Source organism: Xanthobacter sp. NM-25 (genome assembly GCF_022138605.1).
Classification (GTDB): domain Bacteria; phylum Pseudomonadota; class Alphaproteobacteria; order Rhizobiales; family Xanthobacteraceae; genus Xanthobacter.
The window spans coordinates 848,650-867,151 of record NZ_JACBFS010000001.1 but is presented as its reverse complement, the minus strand read 5'-3'; the positions used below and the strand labels follow the sequence as shown (position 1 = coordinate 867,151).

The following is an 18,502-nucleotide window of genomic DNA, read 5'->3' as shown; positions in this document are numbered from 1 at the left end:
GCCGCCCTCAGGGGTGCTCCACCTCGCCGCGCGGGTCGGCCAGCTCGGGCTTGGAGCCGGAGAGCTGGGCGCCGGCATTCTTCGGCAGGCGGATGAAGTAGAAGAAGGAGAGGGCGCTCACCAGCGCCACCGCCACGAAGGCCACCGTGAAGTCGTTCTGGGTGACGTGGGTTTCGCCCCGCTCGCCCCGCATGAACTCCAGCACGAATCCTGCCAGCGCCACCCCCATGGACAGGGACACCTGCTGCGCGACGCTGGCGAAGGAGGTGGCGCGGCTCATTTCCTCCGCCTCCACCTCGGCATAGCTCAGCGCATTGAGGGCGGTGAACTGCAGCGAGCGCAGGAAGCCGCCCGCCAGCAGCAGCATGGTGATGATCCAGTGCGGGGTGAAGGGCGTGAACAGGGCGTTGATGGCCACGAAGCCGGCCGACACCAGAGCGTTGATCACCAGCACTCGCTTGTAGCCGAGCCGGCGCAGCAGTGGCGCTGCGGTGAACTTCATGATCATGGCGCCGGCGGAGGCGGCGAAGGTGAGCAGGCCCGAGGCGAAGGCCGACAGGCCGAAGGAGAGCTGCAGCATCAGCGGCAGCAGGAAGGGCAGGGCGCCGATGCCCACCCGGAACAGCGAGCCGCCCACCACGCCGGCACGGAAGGTGGGATAGCGCAGGAGCCGGAGGTCGATGACCGCGTGCGGCGTGTGGTGGGCGTGGTGCACATAGGCGGCGAGCGCGATGAGGCCGATGCCGCCCACCAGCAGCGCCACCCACAGCGGCACCAGCTCCTGGCCCAGCACCGCGAAGCCGAACACCACGCCGGCCAGGCCGACGCCCGAGAGCACGAGCCCCTTGAGATCAAGCGGCGGCACGTCCTCTTCCCGCACATTCTCGATGAAGCGGGTGGCGAGGAACACGCCCAGGATGCCCATGGGCACGTTGATGAAGAAGATGAGCCGCCAGTTGAAATAGGTGGTGATGAAGCCACCCAGGGGCGGCCCGAACACCGGCCCCAGCAGGGCCGGAATGGTCAGCCAGGCGAGCGCCGAGACCAGCTCGGTCTTGGGCACTGAGCGCAGGATGACCAGCCGGCCCACCGGCACCATCATGGCCCCGCCCAGCCCCTGGATGATGCGATAGAGCACGAAGTCGCCAAGCGACGTGGACAGACCGCAGAGCACCGAGCCAATGGTGAAGATGACGATGGCGGAGCGGAAGACCGTGCGCGCGCCATAGCGATCGGCCGCCCAGCCGCTGGCGGGAATGAACACCGCCAGGGACAGCAGATAGGAGGTCAACGCCAGCTTGAGCGCCACCGGATCCTCGTGGAGGTCGGCGGCGATGGCGGGCAGGGAGGTGGCGATGACCGTGGCGTCCACCTGCTCCATGAACAGGGCGCACGCGACGATGAGGGGAATGAGGACCTGCGGAGGCAGAGCAAGGCGGGACACGGGGCAATCCTGACGGCGGATCGCCTCTTTAGGTCAGTTTCGCCGCAGGATGAAGGGGGCGGGCGCCACATCGTCGTGAGCGTCGGGTGCTCTTCCCTTGGGCGGGGAGATCCCGGCAGGCCGTGCCAGCAAACAAAAAGGCCGGCGAGCAGGGCTCACCGGCCATCTCTTGCGGAAGGCGGCAGGGCCGCCCCCGGCTCAGAAGAAGCGACGTCCCGCTTCTTCTTCCTGACCCGGCTCGCGGGTCAGGCGCGCCGCCTCATCGCGGCGCACGAAATCCGAAAAAGGGTCGCGGGCGTCCTCCCGGGCGCTGGCCGGAGCCACTTCCAGGGGTTGCGGCCGGCTGGTGGCCGGGGCGGGACGGGCGTCCGACACCGGAACGGCGCGGCTCGAATCCGTGGTGCGCGAGGCCTTGGCATCAAGCCAGGGCAGCGGGAAGGGAGAGGCGATGAAGGCGATGCCGTCCTCCTGCTCCCAGGCCACCATATAGACCTCCTCGTCCACCGGCATGCCCGGCAGGGAGAACATCTGCGGCGCCTCGCGGGCGGTGCCGGTCCAGCCCAGCGAATGGGCCAGCTGGAACGCCTCGTCCAGGAAGCTGGTCAGAGCGGCGAGCCGGTCAGCACGCAGGTTCTGAATGAAGTCCACATCCAGCAGGCGACGGAGATAGGTCTCCACGCTGTCACCCGCGGCCCATTGGGCGCCGGTGGCGAACTGGTACACATAAACGCGGGGGCTCTCCATCGCTCAGCTCCACCCATCAGGACATTATCAACCCGAGCGTGTCCGCTTGATCCCGGGGGCACGGGAAACGACTGGGTCTCATCACATTTCTTTTAGCCAGTTCTCGCCGGTTTTCAAAGAGAACCTCCCGGCGGCCCACCGGCGGGGGGTGCCCGATCCTGTCGCCGCAGGGCTTGGCGGCCTGTCCACAAGTGCTTGTGAGAAAAGCGGATCTGACGCACGCAGAGGGAATCAGTCGCGCTGTGGCTCGCATTACGGCCGGCGGCGCTGCGTCCCACGGTAGAAAAATCACAGGCGATACGACCGCCGCGAGGCCCGCCCCGGGGGGCTTGCGGGGGGAGGGGTGATTCCGTGTATGGTTAACGGCTACCGTCCTTCGATTCGCTTTCGGGCGCCGCCTTCGGCCCATCTTCGGGCCCATCCTTCTGCCCTTGTTGGGCGGGCGGGCTCCAGCGGGCGGCGGCCTGATCATCGGCGGCCTTGGCCGCGACCCAGCCTCCGTGATGGGCGGCCCGCTCCTCTTTCTTCCAGAAGGGGGCGCTGGTCTTCAGCCAATCCATCAGGAATTCCGCCGCCGCGAAGGCTGCCGCCCGATGGGCGGAGGCGGTGACCACCAGGACGATGGGCTCGCCCGGCACGATCCGCCCGTGGCGATGGATGATGATCGCGCCCTGCAGTGGCCAGCGGGCGCGGGCGGTGTCCAGGTGACGGGTGATCTCTTCCTCCGCCATGCCCGGATAATGCTCCAGCACCAGGGCGGTGAGTGGCGCGTCGCCGGCGTCGGCCCGGCACAGGCCGGTGAAGGTCACCACCGCGCCCATGTTGGTGCGACCCCGGGCGAGGCGCGCGATCTGCGTCGCCGTGTCGAACGGAGCCGCCTGAACGGCGACATGAAAGATCGCTTCCGGGGCGGCCGCGGGCGTCATCCCTCAGCCCCCGGTCATGGGCGGGAAGAAGGCCACCTCGCGGGCCGCGCCCAAGGGGGTGTCGGGCTTCACATGGCGCCGGTCGAGGGCGGCACGCACCACGGCGGGGTCGGTGAAGGCGTGGGCGTGGGCGTCGTCGCGCGCCGCCAGCCAGCGGGCCAGATCCGCCACGGTGACCACCGTGGCCGGCGGGCTCACCTCTTCCTCGCCCAGGCCCACCCGTTCGCGCAGCCAGGCGAAATAGAGCACCCTCATGCCTCGTCCTCCACCAGGTGGCGGGCGCCGGCGCGGAAGTAGTCGTAGCCGGTATAGAGGGTCAGCACGGCGGCGATCCACAGCAGGCTCAGGCCGGCGAGGGTCACCCCCGGCAGCACCCGCTCGCCGGCCTGGCCGGTGATGAGCACGCCGACTGCCACCAGTTGCACGGTGGTTTTCCACTTGGCGAGACGGGACACCGGCACCGAGACCCGCAGCTCCGCCAGGAACTCCCGCAGGCCCGAGACCAGGATCTCGCGGCACAGGATGACGATGGCCGCCCACAGGGACCAGCCGCGAATGGTGCCGTCGGAGGCCAGCATCAGCAGCGAGGTGGAGACCAGCAGCTTGTCGGCGATGGGGTCGAGCATGCGGCCGATGGCCGATTGCTGCTGCCAGGCGCGGGCGAGGTAGCCGTCGAAGAAGTCGGTCACCGCAGCGGCGATGTAGATGGCCAGCGCCACCCAGCGCAGCCACAGGCCGCCGTGCAGGATGTCCGACCAGAACAGGCAGGCGGCCACCAGCGGCACCGCGATGCAGCGCGCATAGGTCAGGAGATTGGGCACGGAGAGGGCGTGGCCCCGGCCGGGTGAAGGAGTGGTGCGCGTTGCGGCCTCAGCCATGCTCGTCACTTCGCGGATGCAGATCAGGTAGCTTGCGATCCCCTGTTTAATGCGCGACGCGGACCGGGGAAACCCGCGCCGGGGGGAGGGCGCCTCACGAAGCCGGGCGCTCGTGGAAATAATCATAGACCGCTTTCGCGGTTGTGGCATTGATTCCAGATACTTGTTCAAGATCGGCGAGCGCTGCGCGTTCGATGGCCTTGAGGGTGCCGAAGTGACGCAGCAGCGCCCGCTTCCGGGTGGGGCCGACGCCGGGAATGGCCTGCAGCCCCGCCTCGGTGATGTCCTTCTTGCGCCGCGCCCGGTGGGAGCCGATGGCGAAGCGGTGGGCTTCATCGCGCAGGCGCTGGATGAAATAGAGCACCGGGTCGCGCGGCTCCATGCGGAACGGCTTCTGGCCGGGAATGAAGAATTGCTCGCGCCCGGCCTCGCGGTCGAGCCCCTTGGCGATGCCCACCAGGGGCACAGTGGTGATGCCGAGCTCGGACAGCACCTCCCGCGCCACATTGAGCTGGCCGAGGCCGCCGTCGATGAGCACCAGATCAGGCCAGGGCGAGGCGGCATCCGCATCGGGCAGCGGGCCATCCTGCTCGTCGGCCTCCGTCTCGCCGTCGGTGGCCTCGGGCAGATCGGTGTCCCGTGGCGCCTGCGGAGCATTCTCCAGGGTGGGTGCGTCCGCCTGTTCCTCCGGCGGTGGGGCTTCCGCCTCCTCTTCCCCCAGCGGGGCTTCCTTCAGCAGTCGGGAGAATCTGCGGCGCAGCACCTCGCGCATCATGCCGAAGTCGTCGCCGGGCACGAGGTCAGCCGACTTGATGTTGAACTTGCGATATTGCGATTTGCGGAAGCCTTCCGGCCCGGCCACGATCATGCCGCCCACCGCATTGGTGCCCATGATGTGGGAATTGTCATAGACCTCGATGCGCTGGGGCGGGTGCGGCAGGTGGAAGGCCTGGGCGACGCCCTCCAGCAGCCGCGCCTGGGTGGCGGTTTCCGCCAGGGTGCGGCCGAGCGCCTCGCGGGCGTTCTGCAGGGCGTGGTTGACGAGATCGCGCTTCTCGCCCCGCTGGGGCGCGGCGATCTCCACCTTGAAGCCCGCCTTCTCCGAGAGGGCCTCGGCCAGCAGCGCCTGCTCCTCCACCTTGTGGGACAGGAGGATGAGGTGGGGCGCCGGTTTGTCCTCGTAGAATTGCGAGAGGAAGGCGCCCAGCACCTCCGCTTCATCCAGCGAGCGGTCGGCGCGCGGGTAATAGGCGCGGTTGCCCCAGTTCTGGCCGGTGCGGAAGAAGAACACCTCGATGCAGGTGGCCCCGCCCTCCTGGTGGCAGGCGAACACATCCGCCTCCTCCACCGAATGGGGATTGATGCCCTGGGTGCCCTGCACGGCGGAGAGGGCCGCCAGACGATCGCGCAGCCGCGCCGCGCGCTCGAACTCCAGCGCCTCGGCGGCCTGCTCCATCTCCTGGGCCAGCTCTTCCTTGATGGCGCGGGAGCGGCCGGAGAGGAAGGCTTTCGCCTCGCGCACCAGCTGAGCGTAATCCCGCTCCTCGATCTCGCCCGTGCAGGGGCCGGCGCAGCGCTTGATCTGGTAGAGCAGGCAGGGCCGGGAGCGGTTCTCGAAATAGCTGTCCGAGCAGGAGCGCAGCAGGAACGCCCGCTCCAGGGCGTTGATGGTGCGATCCACCGCCCAGACGCTGGCGAACGGCCCGTAATAATCCCCCGGCCGGTTGCGGGCACCGCGATGCTTGAGGATCTGCGGCGCCGCGTGGTCGGCGGTGATGAGGATGTAGGGAAAGGACTTGTCGTCGCGCAGCAGCACGTTGAAGCGCGGCTTCAGCTGCTTGATGAGGTTGGCTTCCAGCAGCAGCGCTTCCGGCTCGGTGCGGGTGGAGACGAACTCCATGCGCGCGGTGGCCGCGATCATGCGGGCGATGCGGTTGGTGTGGCCCACCGGGCGGGTATAGCTCAGCACCCGCTTCTTGATGCTCTTGGCCTTGCCCACATAGAGCACCGTGCCATCCACCGACAGCATGCGGTAGACGCCGGGGCCGGTGGGCGCGTGCTTCACCGCATGGATGATGGCGGCGCGGCCGATGGCGAGTTCGGAGGCTTCCGGCACGTCCTCCGGCGTTTCGCGCAAGAGCGGGGAGGCGCCCGCCTCGGGCAGGGCGGCGCCGGTCTCCGGGGCCGTGGCTTCGGCTGCGGCGAAGGGGGCCGCCAGCGGCGCTTCCGGTGGTGCGCGGTGGGACTCATTGGGGCGTTTGCCGTTCATGCCGGCAACTTAGGCAGTGGGACCGGGAAGAGCCAGAGGGCGCTTGGCAACCTTTCCTCAACCACGATCGCGCGCGGTGGGGGATGTGGCGGCGGCCTCATCCGCGTCGGTGTCAAAATCACAAATACTTTTCAATGTGTTGTCTGATTTACCTGGCGTTCAGCACGTCGCTAGGAGATGCGGTGAGGTCAGAGCCGGGCAAGCTTCGGCTGTGATAGTGCGGCACAGGCTCGAAGCGCGGTGACCGGGTGCCCCGCCGCGGCGCGTGGGGCCGAGGATGCCGACGCCACCATGCCTTCTGGGTCCAGGTGTTGAGGAGGTTGTGGCGCGCGAAGACGCATCGCAAAAATCGAGTGTCCGTACGTAAAGCTTCTTCGTCCGAACGCTCGTGTTGATATGGAATGTGATTGTTGAATCGGAGAAGAAATATTCACTTTCTGCGGTTCAACTATCGATGCAGTTTTCGGAGCCATGTTGGCTCTTGGAAAATAAGGCGCAACTGTGGTCAATCCCGATCTCGCCTTGTTTGACGTTGAGTCGGCCTGGATGTGTTAGGAAGTTGGAAACGATTTGCCACATCCCTGCCGCTTTTGATTTTTCTGGTGTGGCGAGTTCGCTACAGACGTTCGCGGCGCCAGTCGGTATGAAGTCATCCATCGTCGGTCGCGGCCCCTAGGGCGGACCGAGAGTTACGAAGAAGGTATCCATCATGTTGAAGCGTGCCCTCCTGGGCGTCTCTGCCCTCGCTCTCCTGGCTGGTTCGGCCTCCGCCGCCGATCTGTCGACCCGCTATCCTGTGAAGGCTGCGGTGGTGCCCGTGCAGATGTTCTCCTGGACCGGCTTCTACATCGGCGGCAACGTCGGTTATGGCTGGGGGTCGAACTCGTTCGACTATGCCACCGGCGGCATCAACTACAGCTACAACGTCGGCGATGCCAACGGCATGTTCGGCGGTCTGCAGGGCGGCTATAACTTCCAGTTCGCCAACAACGTCGTGGTGGGCCTTGAGGCCGACCTCGAGTTCGCCGACATGGGCAAGGACAACGTGCTGATCGGCGGGCCCATGGCTGGCCGCTTCACCTCGCAGAGCCTTGACTACTTCGGCACCATCCGCGGCCGTCTCGGCTATGCCATGGACCGCTTCCTGCCGTACTTCACCGGCGGCGCGGCCTGGGCCAACACCAACTTCACCGGCCCGCTCGGCGCCTCCGCCGACAGCACCAGCTGGGGCTGGACCATCGGTGGTGGCCTCGAATACGCCGTCACCAACAACTGGACCGTCAAGGCCGAGTATCTGTACGCCGACTTCGACGGCCAGAAGATCGTGTATCCCGGCGGCGACGTGGCCTCTTCGGGCTTCAGCATGAACACCGTCAAGGCCGGCGTGAACTACAAGTTCTGATCGACCGCATCGGATGCGTCTTGGGGCTCCCCGGCCATGGCCGGGGAGCTCTTTTTCGTTGCAGCACATGACTTTCCGGCAGCTCACGCGCTCGTGCGCCGGGCCCAATTATGGTCACGCCGGCGCTGTCGCGGCGCCACGAGGCGGCCGCCGCCGGCGCCGAGGCTTTTCCCGCTCACAGTGAGCGGAAGGAGCTTCCATGACGCGCGGATCTTTCGCGGGGGCGATTGTCGCAATGGCGGCGCTGGGAGGCGCGGCAGCGCCGGCGCTTGCCGCCGACCTGTCCCGACCGGCAACGGTGGCCAAGGCCCCGGTGGCGATGCCGGCGCCGGCCTTTTCCTGGACCGGTTTTTATATCGGCGCCAACGCCGGCTACGGTTGGAGCAGCGGCACCGGCCTCGCCGATGCCTATGGGCTCTCTCCCAAGGGCTGGTTCGGCGGCGGCCAGCTGGGCGTGAACTACCAGTTCCAGAACAATGTCGTCGCCGGCCTCGAAGCCGATGTGGATGGTGGCGACATCTCCGACAGCGGCCTCGGCATGTCCAGCAAGCTCAACGCCTTCGGCACGGTGCGGGCCCGGCTCGGCTATGCCTTCGGCCGGGTGCTGCCCTATGTCACCGGCGGCTTCGCCTGGGGTAACAATACCCTGGATTACGGCGCGCTGAGCCAATCCCAGACTCACACCGGCTGGACCGCTGGCGCCGGGCTCGAATATGCCCTCACCGATCATTGGACCGCCAAGACCGAGTATCTCTATACCGATCTCAGCTCCAAATATTACGATATCGCCGGCGCCGATTCGGGGGGTAACAACCAGACCGTGCGGGTCGGTGTGAACTACAAGTTCTGATCGCGCCCCGCCGGCGCACGTCTGCCCTGCGCCAACCGCGCGGCTGTCCGGCCGCGCGGGGTCTCATCCGCGGGGTTTGGCCTTCAGCGGAATGGGCTGGGCGGCGCCGGTCTCGTCGCGGATGGAGAAGCGGTAGCCGCCTTCCGCGTCCCGCTCCACCTCATAGACCAGCTTGCCGGTGACCTTGTTGTCCTTGTCGAAGGTGAGAACGCGCGGGCGCAGCGCCGGGATCTCCGCCTCGTCCACATAGACCGAGTTGCAGATGATGACTTCGTCGCCCGGCTGGCAGGTGCGGGCGGCGGCGCCATTCAGGATGCAGCAGCGCGAGCCGCGCTCGCCCAGGATCACGTAAGTGGAGATGCGGGCACCGGAATTGCGGTTCCAGATCTCCACGAACTCCAGCGGCAGAATGCCCGCCTCCTCGCAGTGGTCGGGGTCGAGGGTGATGGAGCCGTGATAGTTGAGATCGGCTCCTGTCACGGTGATGCCGTGCAGCTTGCCGGCGACGATCTTGCGCATGAGGCTCTGGCCCAATCGTGGTGGTGGCTTGAGGGTAGCCCGGGTTTGGTTGGGGTGGTCCCTTAATCGCCTCGACCGCCGGAGGGAAGACTTTCCCTGTTCCGGCGCCGACCCCGGAGAACGATTTCAGGACGCCGATGTCGCTGCGTTAGGCCCGTCGCGGGGGCGTGCATCGGTAACATGGGGACGCAATTCTTGAACGTCGCCGCCGGGTCTGTTCGGCCCGCCGCCTCGCTTCTTCCTTCATTGTCGTGCTAGGAGCCGCACTCGTGAACAAGGAGTGAGGGCTCTCATGGCTCATGTGGCAGCGCCGGACGCGCGCGCCCTTCGCGTCGGTGTCACGGGCATCGGCATCATGGGATCCAACCACGCCCGCGTGCTGTCGGAACTGCCCGGCGCCGAGCTGGTGGCGGTGGCGGATCCCGACCAGGCCCAGGCGGAGCGGGTCGCCAATTTCCTCGGCTGCAAGGCGGTCGGTGATCATCGCGCGCTGCTGGATCTCGGGCTCGACGCGGTGGTGGTGGCCGCGCCCACCCATCTGCATCACCAGGTCGCCCTCGACGTCATCGGCGCCGGCTGCTCGGTGCTGGTGGAAAAGCCCATCGCCTCCACCGCCGAGGAAGGCCGCGAGATCGTCGCCGCCGCCCGCGACAAGGGCGTGACCCTCATGGTCGGCCATGTGGAGCGCTTCAATCCCGCGGTCCGCGCGGTGAAGGAAGCGATCCGCGGTGAGCACATCCTCTCGGTGGCGTTCACCCGGGTGGGGCCGTTCCCGCCGCGCATGTCCAATGTGGGCGTGGTGATCGACCTTGCGGTGCACGACATCGACCTGATCCGCTGGCTGACCGATTCCGAGATCATCGAGGTGCAGCCGCAGACTGCGGCGGCGCTGGCGGCGCGCGAGGATATCGCGCTGCTGCAGTTCCGCACCGCTTCCGGTGTGCTCGCCCACATCAACACCAACTGGCTCACGCCCTTCAAGGCGCGCACGGTGCATGTGGCCACCGCCAAGAAATACGTGATCGGCGATCTGCTCACCCGCCAGGTGACTGAGCATTTCGACTATCGGCCGGACGGGTCCTATTCCACCCGCCACCTGCCGGTGGCCTATGCGGAGCCGCTGCGCAGCGAGCTTGAGAACTTCCTCACCGCCGTGCGCACCGGCCGCCCGCCGGAGGTGACCGGCGAGCAGGGGGTGGCGAGCCTCGATATCGCCATCTCGTGCCTTGCCGAGCATGGTCCGGCCACCGCCACCAAGCGGCGCGCCGTCGGCTGACCCTTCTTTGTTCTTTCGCAGGACCTTTTCATGACGTCTCCCGTGACGGCCGCCCCCATCGCCTTCATCGATCTCGCCGCCCAGCGGGCGCGGATCGGCCAGAAGATCGATGATGCGGTGCTTTCCGTGCTCGCCTCCTGCCGCTTCGTGAATGGACCGCAGGTGACCGAGCTGGAACAGAAGCTCGCCGCCTTCGCCGGCAGCAAATATGCGGTCACCTGCTCCTCGGGCACCGATGCCCTGGCGCTCATCCTCATGGCCTGGGGCCTGAAGGCGGGCGATGCGGTGTTCTGCCCGGCCTTCACCTTCTGCGCCACCGCCGAGGTGGTGCCGTGGGTGGGCGCGACCCCGGTGTTCGTGGATGTGAAGGCCGACACCTTCAACATGGATCCCGAGAGCCTGGAGGCCGCCATTGCGGTGGCCATCGAGCAGGGGCTGACCCCCAAGGCGGTGATTCCGGTGGATCTGTTCGGCCAGCCGGCCGATTACGACGCCATCCTGCCCATCGCTGAGAAGCATGGCCTGAAGGTGCTGTGCGACACCGCCCAGGGCTTCGGCGGCACCTGGAACAACCGGCGCACCGGTTCCATCGGTGACGCCACCGCCACCTCCTTCTTCCCCGCCAAGCCCCTCGGCGCCTATGGCGACGGCGGCGCCATCTTCACCGACAGCGAGGAATTGGTGACCATCCTCAAGAGCCTGCGCGAGCATGGCCAGGGGGTGGACAAGTACCAGAACGTGCGCATCGGCATGACCGCGCGCCTCGACACGGTGCAGGCGGCGGTGCTGCTGGAAAAGCTCGCCATTTTCGAGGACGAGATCGCCGCCCGCGAGAGGGTGGCCCGCCGTTATAATGAGCTGCTGAAGGACGTGGCCATTGTGCCGAGCGTGGACCCCCGCGCCACCTCGGTGTGGGCCCAGTACACCCTGCGCCTGCAGCCCGGCGTGCGCGACGAACTGGCGGAGAAGCTGAAGGCGGAGGGCGTGCCCACCGCCGTTTATTACCGTCTGCCCATGCACCTGCAGCCGGCCTATCAGCAGTACCCCGCGGCGGGGGCCATTCTGCCGGTGTGCGAGACCCTGGCGGAAGAGGTCATCTCCCTGCCCATGCACGCCTATCTCGACGAGGCGACGCAGGATCGCATCGTCGCCGCCGTGCGCCGCGGCCTCGGCCACTGAACGTTTTCGGGGCGTCGCCGGTGGCGGCGCTCCGACCGCGGTTCTTCGCTGCGTGATCGGCACCCGTGCTATGCTTCCGTTCTAGGCGTCTCCAGGAGACCGCCGCCGAGGGAGAGGACGGACCGATGGGCAACACCGCGCGCAGTCTGCCCCGCATGACCATCGCCGCCTTCTTCGCCCTCAAGGGCGAGGAAGGCGTGCGCTACGAGCTGATCGACGGCGTGCCCGTGCGTGCCATGACCGGTGCCAGCCGGCGGCATGATCGGATCGTAGTGAACGCCATCGCCAGCCTGCGCCAGGCGCTCAAGGGCCGGCCCTGTGAGCCATCCACCTCCGACATCGCCATCGTCGTCCCCAATGGCAACGTGCGCCGTCCTGATCTCATGATCGATTGCGCCGCTGCCGATGATCGTGACATGACCGCGGTGGATCCCCGCCTCGTCATGGAGGTGCTCTCCCCCTCCACCCGCGGCCTCGATCTCGTGCGCAAGCTCGAGGAATACAAGTCGGTGCCCGGGCTCGCTTACATCCTTATCGTCGAACCGGAGGCGCCGCGGGCGCTGCTGTGGCGGCGCGAGGGCGGAGCGGCGGGGCCCTGGGTGCTGGAGGAGGCCGCCGGTCTCGATGGCGCCTTCGATCTGCCGGCCATCGCGGCGCGCCTCACCCTGGCCGAGCTTTACGAGCGGGTCACCTTCGAGCCGCAAGCCGGCGGCGCGGGGATGGCGCCGGAGGCGGCGACAGGCTAGCTTCCGCGCCGCATTCCTCACGGCGCGACCCCTGATGTTCCGTTCCATTCTTTCCGTTGGCGGCTTCACGCTGCTCTCGCGCCTTGCCGGCTTCATCCGCGATGTGGTGATGGCGGCCGTGCTCGGCGCCGGGCCGGTGGCCGATGCCTTCCTGGTGGCGTTCCGCCTGCCCAATCATTTCCGCGCCATCTTTGCGGAAGGGGCGTTCAATGCCGCCTTCGTGCCCACCTATGCCCGGCTGCGGGAGCAGGATGGCGTGCCGGCGGCGCGCCATTTCGCCGATGAGATTCTGGCCGGCATGGTGGTGGTGCATGCGGTGCTGCTGGTGCTGGCGCTGGGCTTCACGCGGGAATTCGTCTCGCTGCTGGCGCCGGGCCTCGCCGCCGATGGGACGCGCTTCGACCTCGCCGTGACGCTGACCCGCATCACCTTCCCCTATCTCGCCCTGATCTCGCTGGCGACGCTGGTCTCCGGCGCGCTCAATGCCTCCGAGCGGTTCGCGGTGGCGGCGGCGGCGCCCATTCTGCTCAACATCTGCATGGTCAGCACCCTGCTTGGGGCAGCGCTGTTTCCCACCGCCGGGGATGCGGCGGCCTGGGGCGTGCTGATTTCCGGCGTGCTGCAATTGTTCGTGGTGGGGCTCGATGCGGAGCGCCACGGCATCGGCCTTCGGTTCGCGCGGCCCCGGCTGGATCCCGGCACCCGCCAATTCCTGCGGGCGCTGGGGCCGGCCATCATCGGCTCGGCGGGGGTGCAGATCGCCCTGTTCGCCGACACCATCATCGCCACCTTCCTGCCCATCGGCGCGCTGTCCGCCCTTTATTATGCCGACCGCATCAATCAGCTGCCCATCGGCGTGGTGGGCATCGCGGTGGGCACGGTGCTGCTGCCGGAGATGGCCCGCCGGCTGGCGGCCGGCGACGACGCCGGCGCCGCCCATGCCCAGGCCCGCTGCGTGGAGCTCGCCGCCCTGCTCGGCATTCCCTTCATGGCGGCGGCGCTCATGGTGCCGGATCTCACCATGCGGGCGCTGTTCGCGCGCGGGGCGTTCACGGTGGCCGATGCGGCCGATGCGGCGGCGACCCTGCGGGCCTACAGCTTCGGCCTCATCGCCTTCCTGGTGGTGCGGGCCTTCATCGCCCCGTTCCATGCGCGCGGCGACACCCGCACGCCAATGATCGCCTCGCTGTCGGCGGTGGCGCTGAACGTGGCGCTCAAGTTCGCGCTGATGGGCACGTTCGCCCAGGTGGGGCTTGCCTTCGCCACGGCGGTGGGCGGCTGGATCAATGTGGGCCTGCTGATCCTGTTTGCCCGCCAGCGCGGCTATCCCTTGGGAGATGCGGCGCTGGGCGGGCATCTGGTGCGTCTGGCGGCGGTGCTGGTGGTGGTGAGCGCCGCCCTGTTCGGGGCCGAGCGGGCAGCGGCGCTGCTGCTGCCCGCCGGCTTCACGGGTCGCGAGGAAGTGATGCTGGCCTTGGTCGCGGCGGGCGGGGCGCTGGTCTATGCCCTGGCAGTGTTCGGGCTGTTGGGCCGCGCCTTCCTGGCTGGGGTGATGGGGCGCCGCTTGGGGCCGCCTGCGGGGGGCGTGCCGCAGGGAAATCCGTGATTTTCTCGATTCAGGCGTTTTGCATTGCAGCGTCCTGTGCTATCCGAACGCGCTATTTCCGGTTTCGGCTCGTCGGTTGCGGGAGGCGCCGAACCTTCGCCCCAGGTTATTTCGCGGATGCCAGCCATCCGCCAGGAGCCGGATTTGATGACCCTCGTCACCACGGGCTATCGCCCGCTCGTTCTGTCCTCGCTTGCGCTCGCCCTTCTGGTTTCCGCCTGCGATCAGCAACCCGCCCAGCAGGCCGGGCCTCCCCCGGCGCCGCAGGTGACCGTGGCGCATCCCGCCACGCGCACCGTCACCGATCAGGATGAATATGTTGGCCGCTTCGTCGCCATCGACGAAGTGAACGTGCGTGCCCGCGTGTCCGGCTATCTCGATGCCATCCACTTCACCGATGGCCAGTTGGTGAAGCAGGGCGACCTGCTGTTCACCATCGATCAGCGGCCGTTCAAGATCGCCTTGGCGCAGGCACAGGCGAACCTCGCCCAGGCCCAGGCCAATCTCGACTTCACCAAGGCCGACCTGGAGCGCGCTCGCTCGCTGCTGGAGGATCGCAACTCCACCGCCATCTCCAAGCAGACCTTCGACCAGCGCACCCAGGCCGAGCGCACCGCGGCGGCCACCGTGCAGTCGCAGGAAGCGGCCGTGCGCTCGGCGCAGCTCGATCTCGACTTCACCGAGGTGAAGGCGCCGGTGTCCGGCCAGATCGGCGATCGGCGGGTGTCGGTGGGCAATTACGTGACCGGCGGTACTGCCGGCTCGCCGACGCTGCTGGCGGTGATCGTCTCCACCAACCCGATCCGCTTCGAGTTCACCATCGACGAGGCCTCGCTGCTGCGCATTCAGCGCCGCAAGGCAGGGGCCGACATCAAGGGTGATCCGGTGGAACTGAAGCTCATCGACGACAAGGGCTTCGTGCACAAGGGGGAGATGGACTTCCTCAACAATGTGATCGACCGCGAGACCGGCACCATCCGTGGCCGCGCGGTGTTCGACAACCCCAACGGCCTGTTCCGGCCGGGCATGTTCGCCCGCATTCGCCTGAACTCCACCGATCCCTATCAGGCGCTGGTGGTGCCCGATGCGGCCATTGGCACCGAGCAGGTGAAGAAGTTCGTCTATGTGGTGGGCCCCGACAACAAGGTGGCGCAGCGCTTCGTCACCCTCGGCCAACTGGTGGATGACCAGCGGGTGATCACCGAGGGCCTCAAGCCCGACGACACTCTGGTGGTGAACGGCCTCATGCGGGTGCGCCCCGGCGTCGTGGTCAATCCGCAGATGGCGGAACCGGCCAAGGCCGAGGCCCCGAAGGCCGACGCGCCAAAGGCTGACGCACCAAAGAGCGAGACTGGCAAGCCCGCCACCGACTCCGCGTCGAAGTGAGGGAGGCGCACCCATGCGATTCTCCCACTTCTTCATCGACCGGCCGATCTTCGCGTCGGTGGTCTCCACCATTGTCATCATCCTCGGTGCCGTCACCTATCTGCGGCTGCCCGTGGCCCAGTATCCGGAGATCGCGCCGCCGGTGATCACCGTCACCGGCCAGTATCCCGGCGCCTCCGCCGAGGTGGTGGCTGACACGGTGGTCTCCCCCATCGAGCAGCAGATCAACGGTGTGGAGCACATGCTCTACATCTCGTCCAACTCCACGGCGGATGGCCGCTTCTCGATCCAGGTGACGTTCGACCTCGGTACCGATCTGGATACTGCCCAGGTGCAGGTGCAGAACCGCGTCGCCATCGCCACGCCGCGCCTGCCCTCCGAGGTGCAGCAGGTGGGCGTGGTGACGGCCAAGTCGTCGCCCGACATCCTGCTGGTGGTGAACCTGTTCTCGCCGGACGGTTCACGTGATCCGCTATTCATGTCGAACTTCGCCAACATCCAGATCAAGGATGTGTTGTCGCGGATCGACGGCGTCGGCTCCATCACCGTGTTCGGCCAGCGCGATTACGCCATGCAGCTGTGGCTCGATCCCGACCGGCTGTCCCAGCTGAATCTCACCTCCAACGACGTGGTGACGGCGCTCAGGGCGCAGAACGTGCAGGTGGCTTCGGGCATCCTGAACGCGCCGCCCACGCCGCAGCAGAACCCCTTCCAGATCGCCGTGCGCACCCTCGGGCGCCTGTCGAGCCCGGAAGAGTTCGGTAATATCGTCGTCAAGCAGAGTGACCAGGCCCTGGTGCGGGTGAAGGACGTGGGCCGGGTGGAGATCACCGCCCAGGACTATGCCTCCACCTCGTTCCTGGACCGCGACCCCTCGGTGGCGCTCGGCATCTTCCAGCGGCCGGGCTCCAACGCGCTCGCCACCGGCAACGCGCTGGTGGAGGAGATGAAGCGCATTCGCAAGACCTTCCCTGAGGGTCTCGAATACGGCATCTACTACAACCCCACCGAGTTCATTCAGCAGTCGGTGGATGCAGTGGTGCACACCATCGGCGAAGCCATCGTGCTGGTGGTGCTGGTGGTGGTGCTGTTCCTGCAGACCTGGCGGGCGGCCATCATCCCCATCCTGGCCATCCCGATCTCTCTCGTCGGCACCTTCTTCGTCATGGGGCTGTTCGGCTTCTCGCTGAACAACCTGTCCCTGTTCGGCCTGGTGCTCGCCATCGGCATCGTGGTGGATGACGCCATCGTGGTGGTGGAGAATGTGGAGCGCAACATCGCGGCGGGTCTCTCGCCACGGGATGCGGCCTACAAGACCATGGACGAGGTGGGTGGCGCGCTGATCGCCATCTCGCTGGTGCTGTCGGCGGTGTTCGTGCCCACCGCCTTCATCACCGGCATCTCGGGGGCCTTCTACCAGCAGTTCGCGCTCACCATCGCGGGGTCGACCCTGATCTCGCTCCTGGTGTCGCTGACCCTGTCGCCGGCCATGTGCGCGCTGCTGTTGAAGCCGCACCGGGGCGAGCATGCGCACCATGCCTGGTATGCCCGGCCGGTGGTCGGCTTCTTCCGCCTCTTCAACCGCGGCTTCGAGGGGCTGGGCAACGGCTATGCCTGGCTCACCTCGCGCCTGGTGCGGGTGGTGGCGCTGGTGCTGATCGTTTATGTGGCCATCGTCGCCTATGGCGGCCACCTGTTCACCAGCACGCCGCAGGGCTTCATTCCCCAGCAGGATCGCGGCTACCTCATCGTCGTCGCCCAGCTGCCGCCCGGCGCCGCCATGCAGCGGACCGAGCAGGTGATGAAGCGGGCTGGCGATCTGGTGCTCGGCACGCCGGGTGTGGCCAAGGTGGTGAACATCGTCGGCTTCTCCGGCGCCACCTTCACCAACGCCCCGAACGCCGGCGCCATGTTCGTGATCCTGGAGCCGTTTTCGCAGCGCGGTGGCGATCCTACCCGCTCGGCCGCCGCCGTGCAGCGCACGCTGTTCGGCAAGATGGCGTCAATCCAGGAAGCGCAGATGATCGTGGTGCAGCCGCCGCCGGTGAACGGCATCGGCAACGCCGGCGGCTTCCGCATGATGGTGGAGGATCGCGATGGCGCGTCGCTGACGGCGCTGCGCAACGCCACCTACGCCATGATGGGCGCCGCCGCGCAGACGCCGGGGCTGCAGCAGGTCTATTCCCTGTTCGAGACCTCGACGCCGCAGCTCTATCTCGACATCGACCGTGAGAAGGCCCAGCTGCTGCGGGTCAACGTGAACGACGTGTTCGCCGCGTTGCAGACCTTCATCGGCTCGACCTATGTGAACGACTTCAACATGTTCGGCCGCACCTTCCGGGTGCAGGCCCAGGCCGATGCCAAGTTCCGTATGGAAGCCAAGGACGTGCTCGCCATCCGCGTGCGCACGGCCAATGGCGAGACGGTGCCGCTGGGCTCGTTCACCACGGTGCGCGACATCTCCGGTCCCTACCGCGTGCCGCGCTACAACCTCTATCCGGCGGCGGAGCTCGATGGCTCGCCGGCGCCGGGCTACTCGCAAGGCCAGGCCATGCAGATCATGGAAGGTCTGGCGCAGAAGATCCTGCCCCAGGGCTTCGCCTACGAGTGGACGGGCATCGCCTTCCAGCAGGAGCGGGCGGGCAACACCGCCATCTTCGCCTTCGCGCTGGGCGTGCTGTTCGTGTTCCTGGTGCTGGCGGCCCAGTATGAGAGCCTGACGCTGCCTCTCGCGGTCATTCTCATCGTGCCCATGTGCCTGGTGGCGGCGCTGACCGGCGTCAACATGCGGGGCATGGACAACAACATCCTGACCCAGGTGGGCTTCATCGTCCTCATCGGCCTGGCCGCCAAGAACGCCATCCTCATCGTCGAGTTCGCCAAGCAGCTCGAAGACGAGGGCCATGGCCGGCGGGAGGCTTCGGTGGAGGCGGCGCGGCTGCGTCTGCGGCCCATCATCATGACCTCGCTCGCCTTCATCCTCGGTGTGGTGCCGCTGGTGTGGGCCGAGGGGGCCGGCGCCGAGCTGCGGCAGGCGCTGGGCACGGCGGTGTTCGCCGGCATGATCGGCGTGACCTTGTTCGGCCTCGTCTTCACCCCGGTGTTCTACGTGTTCGCACGCTGGCTCGCCGGGCTGGGCAAGGGGCGGGCGAAGAACTCGGGCGGCACGCCGCCCAATCATGCCGCCCCCGCGGAGTGATCCGCAGCGGTTCGAGCATTCATCCCCGCGCGGCGTGAGCCGCGCGGGGATTTTCTTTTGTGGGGCCGGGCGCAGGAG

General features: G+C 67.4%; 14 protein-coding genes and 1 pseudogene. 8 read left to right on the top strand and 7 right to left on the bottom strand.

The window, feature by feature from the left end; translation table 11 throughout:
• Positions 1-7: 7 nt before the first annotated feature.
• From MEU52_RS03895 to uvrC, 6 genes and pseudogenes are all read right to left on the bottom strand, one after another.
• Positions 8-1,444 (bottom strand): MFS transporter, encoded by a 1,437-nt coding sequence (locus MEU52_RS03895; protein WP_238119919.1) that lies wholly within the window; start codon positions 1,442-1,444, stop codon positions 8-10.
• A gap of 198 nt (positions 1,445-1,642) precedes the next feature.
• The gene (locus tag MEU52_RS03890) at positions 1,643-2,188 is read right to left on the bottom strand and encodes a hypothetical protein (protein WP_238119920.1); all 546 of its coding nucleotides are present in this window, start codon (positions 2,186-2,188) and stop codon (positions 1,643-1,645) included.
• Between the two features lie 446 nt (positions 2,189-2,634).
• Positions 2,635-3,114 (bottom strand): annotated as a pseudogene (locus MEU52_RS03885) (molybdenum cofactor biosynthesis protein MoaE); the annotation flags it as partial.
• A 3-nt stretch (positions 3,115-3,117) separates the two neighbouring features.
• On the bottom strand, positions 3,118-3,369 hold the full coding sequence (moaD, locus tag MEU52_RS03880; protein ID WP_238119921.1) for a molybdopterin converting factor subunit 1: 252 nt from the start codon (positions 3,367-3,369) through the stop codon (positions 3,118-3,120).
• Positions 3,366-3,992 (bottom strand): CDP-diacylglycerol--glycerol-3-phosphate 3-phosphatidyltransferase, encoded by a 627-nt coding sequence (gene pgsA, locus MEU52_RS03875; protein ID WP_238119922.1) that lies wholly within the window; start codon positions 3,990-3,992, stop codon positions 3,366-3,368. The genes moaD and pgsA overlap by 4 nt, the downstream gene beginning before the upstream one ends.
• Positions 3,993-4,086: 94 nt before the next feature.
• Positions 4,087-6,261, bottom strand: coding sequence for an excinuclease ABC subunit UvrC (gene uvrC / locus MEU52_RS03870; protein WP_337927084.1), 2,175 nt, complete (start codon positions 6,259-6,261; stop codon positions 4,087-4,089).
• 709 nt (positions 6,262-6,970) lie between these two features.
• Between uvrC and MEU52_RS03865 the strand changes: the two genes are divergently transcribed.
• Positions 6,971-7,663: an outer membrane protein gene (locus tag MEU52_RS03865; RefSeq protein WP_238119923.1), complete on the top strand. Its 693-nt coding sequence runs from the start codon at positions 6,971-6,973 to the stop codon at positions 7,661-7,663.
• Positions 7,664-7,862: 199 nt separating this feature from the next.
• Positions 7,863-8,513, top strand: coding sequence for an outer membrane protein (locus MEU52_RS03860; RefSeq protein WP_238119924.1), 651 nt, complete (start codon positions 7,863-7,865; stop codon positions 8,511-8,513).
• Positions 8,514-8,576: 63 nt separating this feature from the next.
• On the opposite strand, the gene panD is transcribed toward MEU52_RS03860, so the two are convergent.
• Positions 8,577-9,032, bottom strand: coding sequence for an aspartate 1-decarboxylase (panD, locus tag MEU52_RS03855; RefSeq protein WP_238119925.1), 456 nt, complete (start codon positions 9,030-9,032; stop codon positions 8,577-8,579).
• Between the two features lie 292 nt (positions 9,033-9,324).
• Here panD and MEU52_RS03850 point away from each other — a divergent pair, with 292 nt between their 5' ends.
• The 6 genes from MEU52_RS03850 (at position 9,325) to MEU52_RS03825 (ending at position 18,424) form a co-directional block, all read left to right on the top strand.
• Positions 9,325-10,308, top strand: coding sequence for a Gfo/Idh/MocA family protein (locus MEU52_RS03850; protein ID WP_238119926.1), 984 nt, complete (start codon positions 9,325-9,327; stop codon positions 10,306-10,308).
• Positions 10,309-10,338: 30 nt separating this feature from the next.
• Entirely contained in the window at positions 10,339-11,487 is a 1,149-nt protein-coding gene (locus tag MEU52_RS03845) for a DegT/DnrJ/EryC1/StrS family aminotransferase (protein ID WP_238119928.1), read from the top strand.
• A gap of 125 nt (positions 11,488-11,612) precedes the next feature.
• Positions 11,613-12,233 carry a Uma2 family endonuclease gene (locus MEU52_RS03840; protein ID WP_238119930.1) on the top strand — a complete coding sequence of 207 codons (621 nt, stop codon included), beginning with the start codon at positions 11,613-11,615 and terminating at the stop codon, positions 12,231-12,233.
• 34 nt (positions 12,234-12,267) lie between these two features.
• A complete protein-coding gene (gene murJ, locus MEU52_RS03835; protein ID WP_238119932.1) occupies positions 12,268-13,839 on the top strand; it encodes a murein biosynthesis integral membrane protein MurJ in 1,572 nt (523 codons plus the stop codon).
• 147 nt (positions 13,840-13,986) lie between these two features.
• Positions 13,987-15,225 (top strand): efflux RND transporter periplasmic adaptor subunit, encoded by a 1,239-nt coding sequence (locus MEU52_RS03830; protein WP_238119934.1) that lies wholly within the window; start codon positions 13,987-13,989, stop codon positions 15,223-15,225.
• A gap of 13 nt (positions 15,226-15,238) precedes the next feature.
• Positions 15,239-18,424: an efflux RND transporter permease subunit gene (locus tag MEU52_RS03825; protein WP_238119936.1), complete on the top strand. Its 3,186-nt coding sequence runs from the start codon at positions 15,239-15,241 to the stop codon at positions 18,422-18,424.
• The last annotated feature ends 78 nt before the right edge of the window (positions 18,425-18,502 follow it).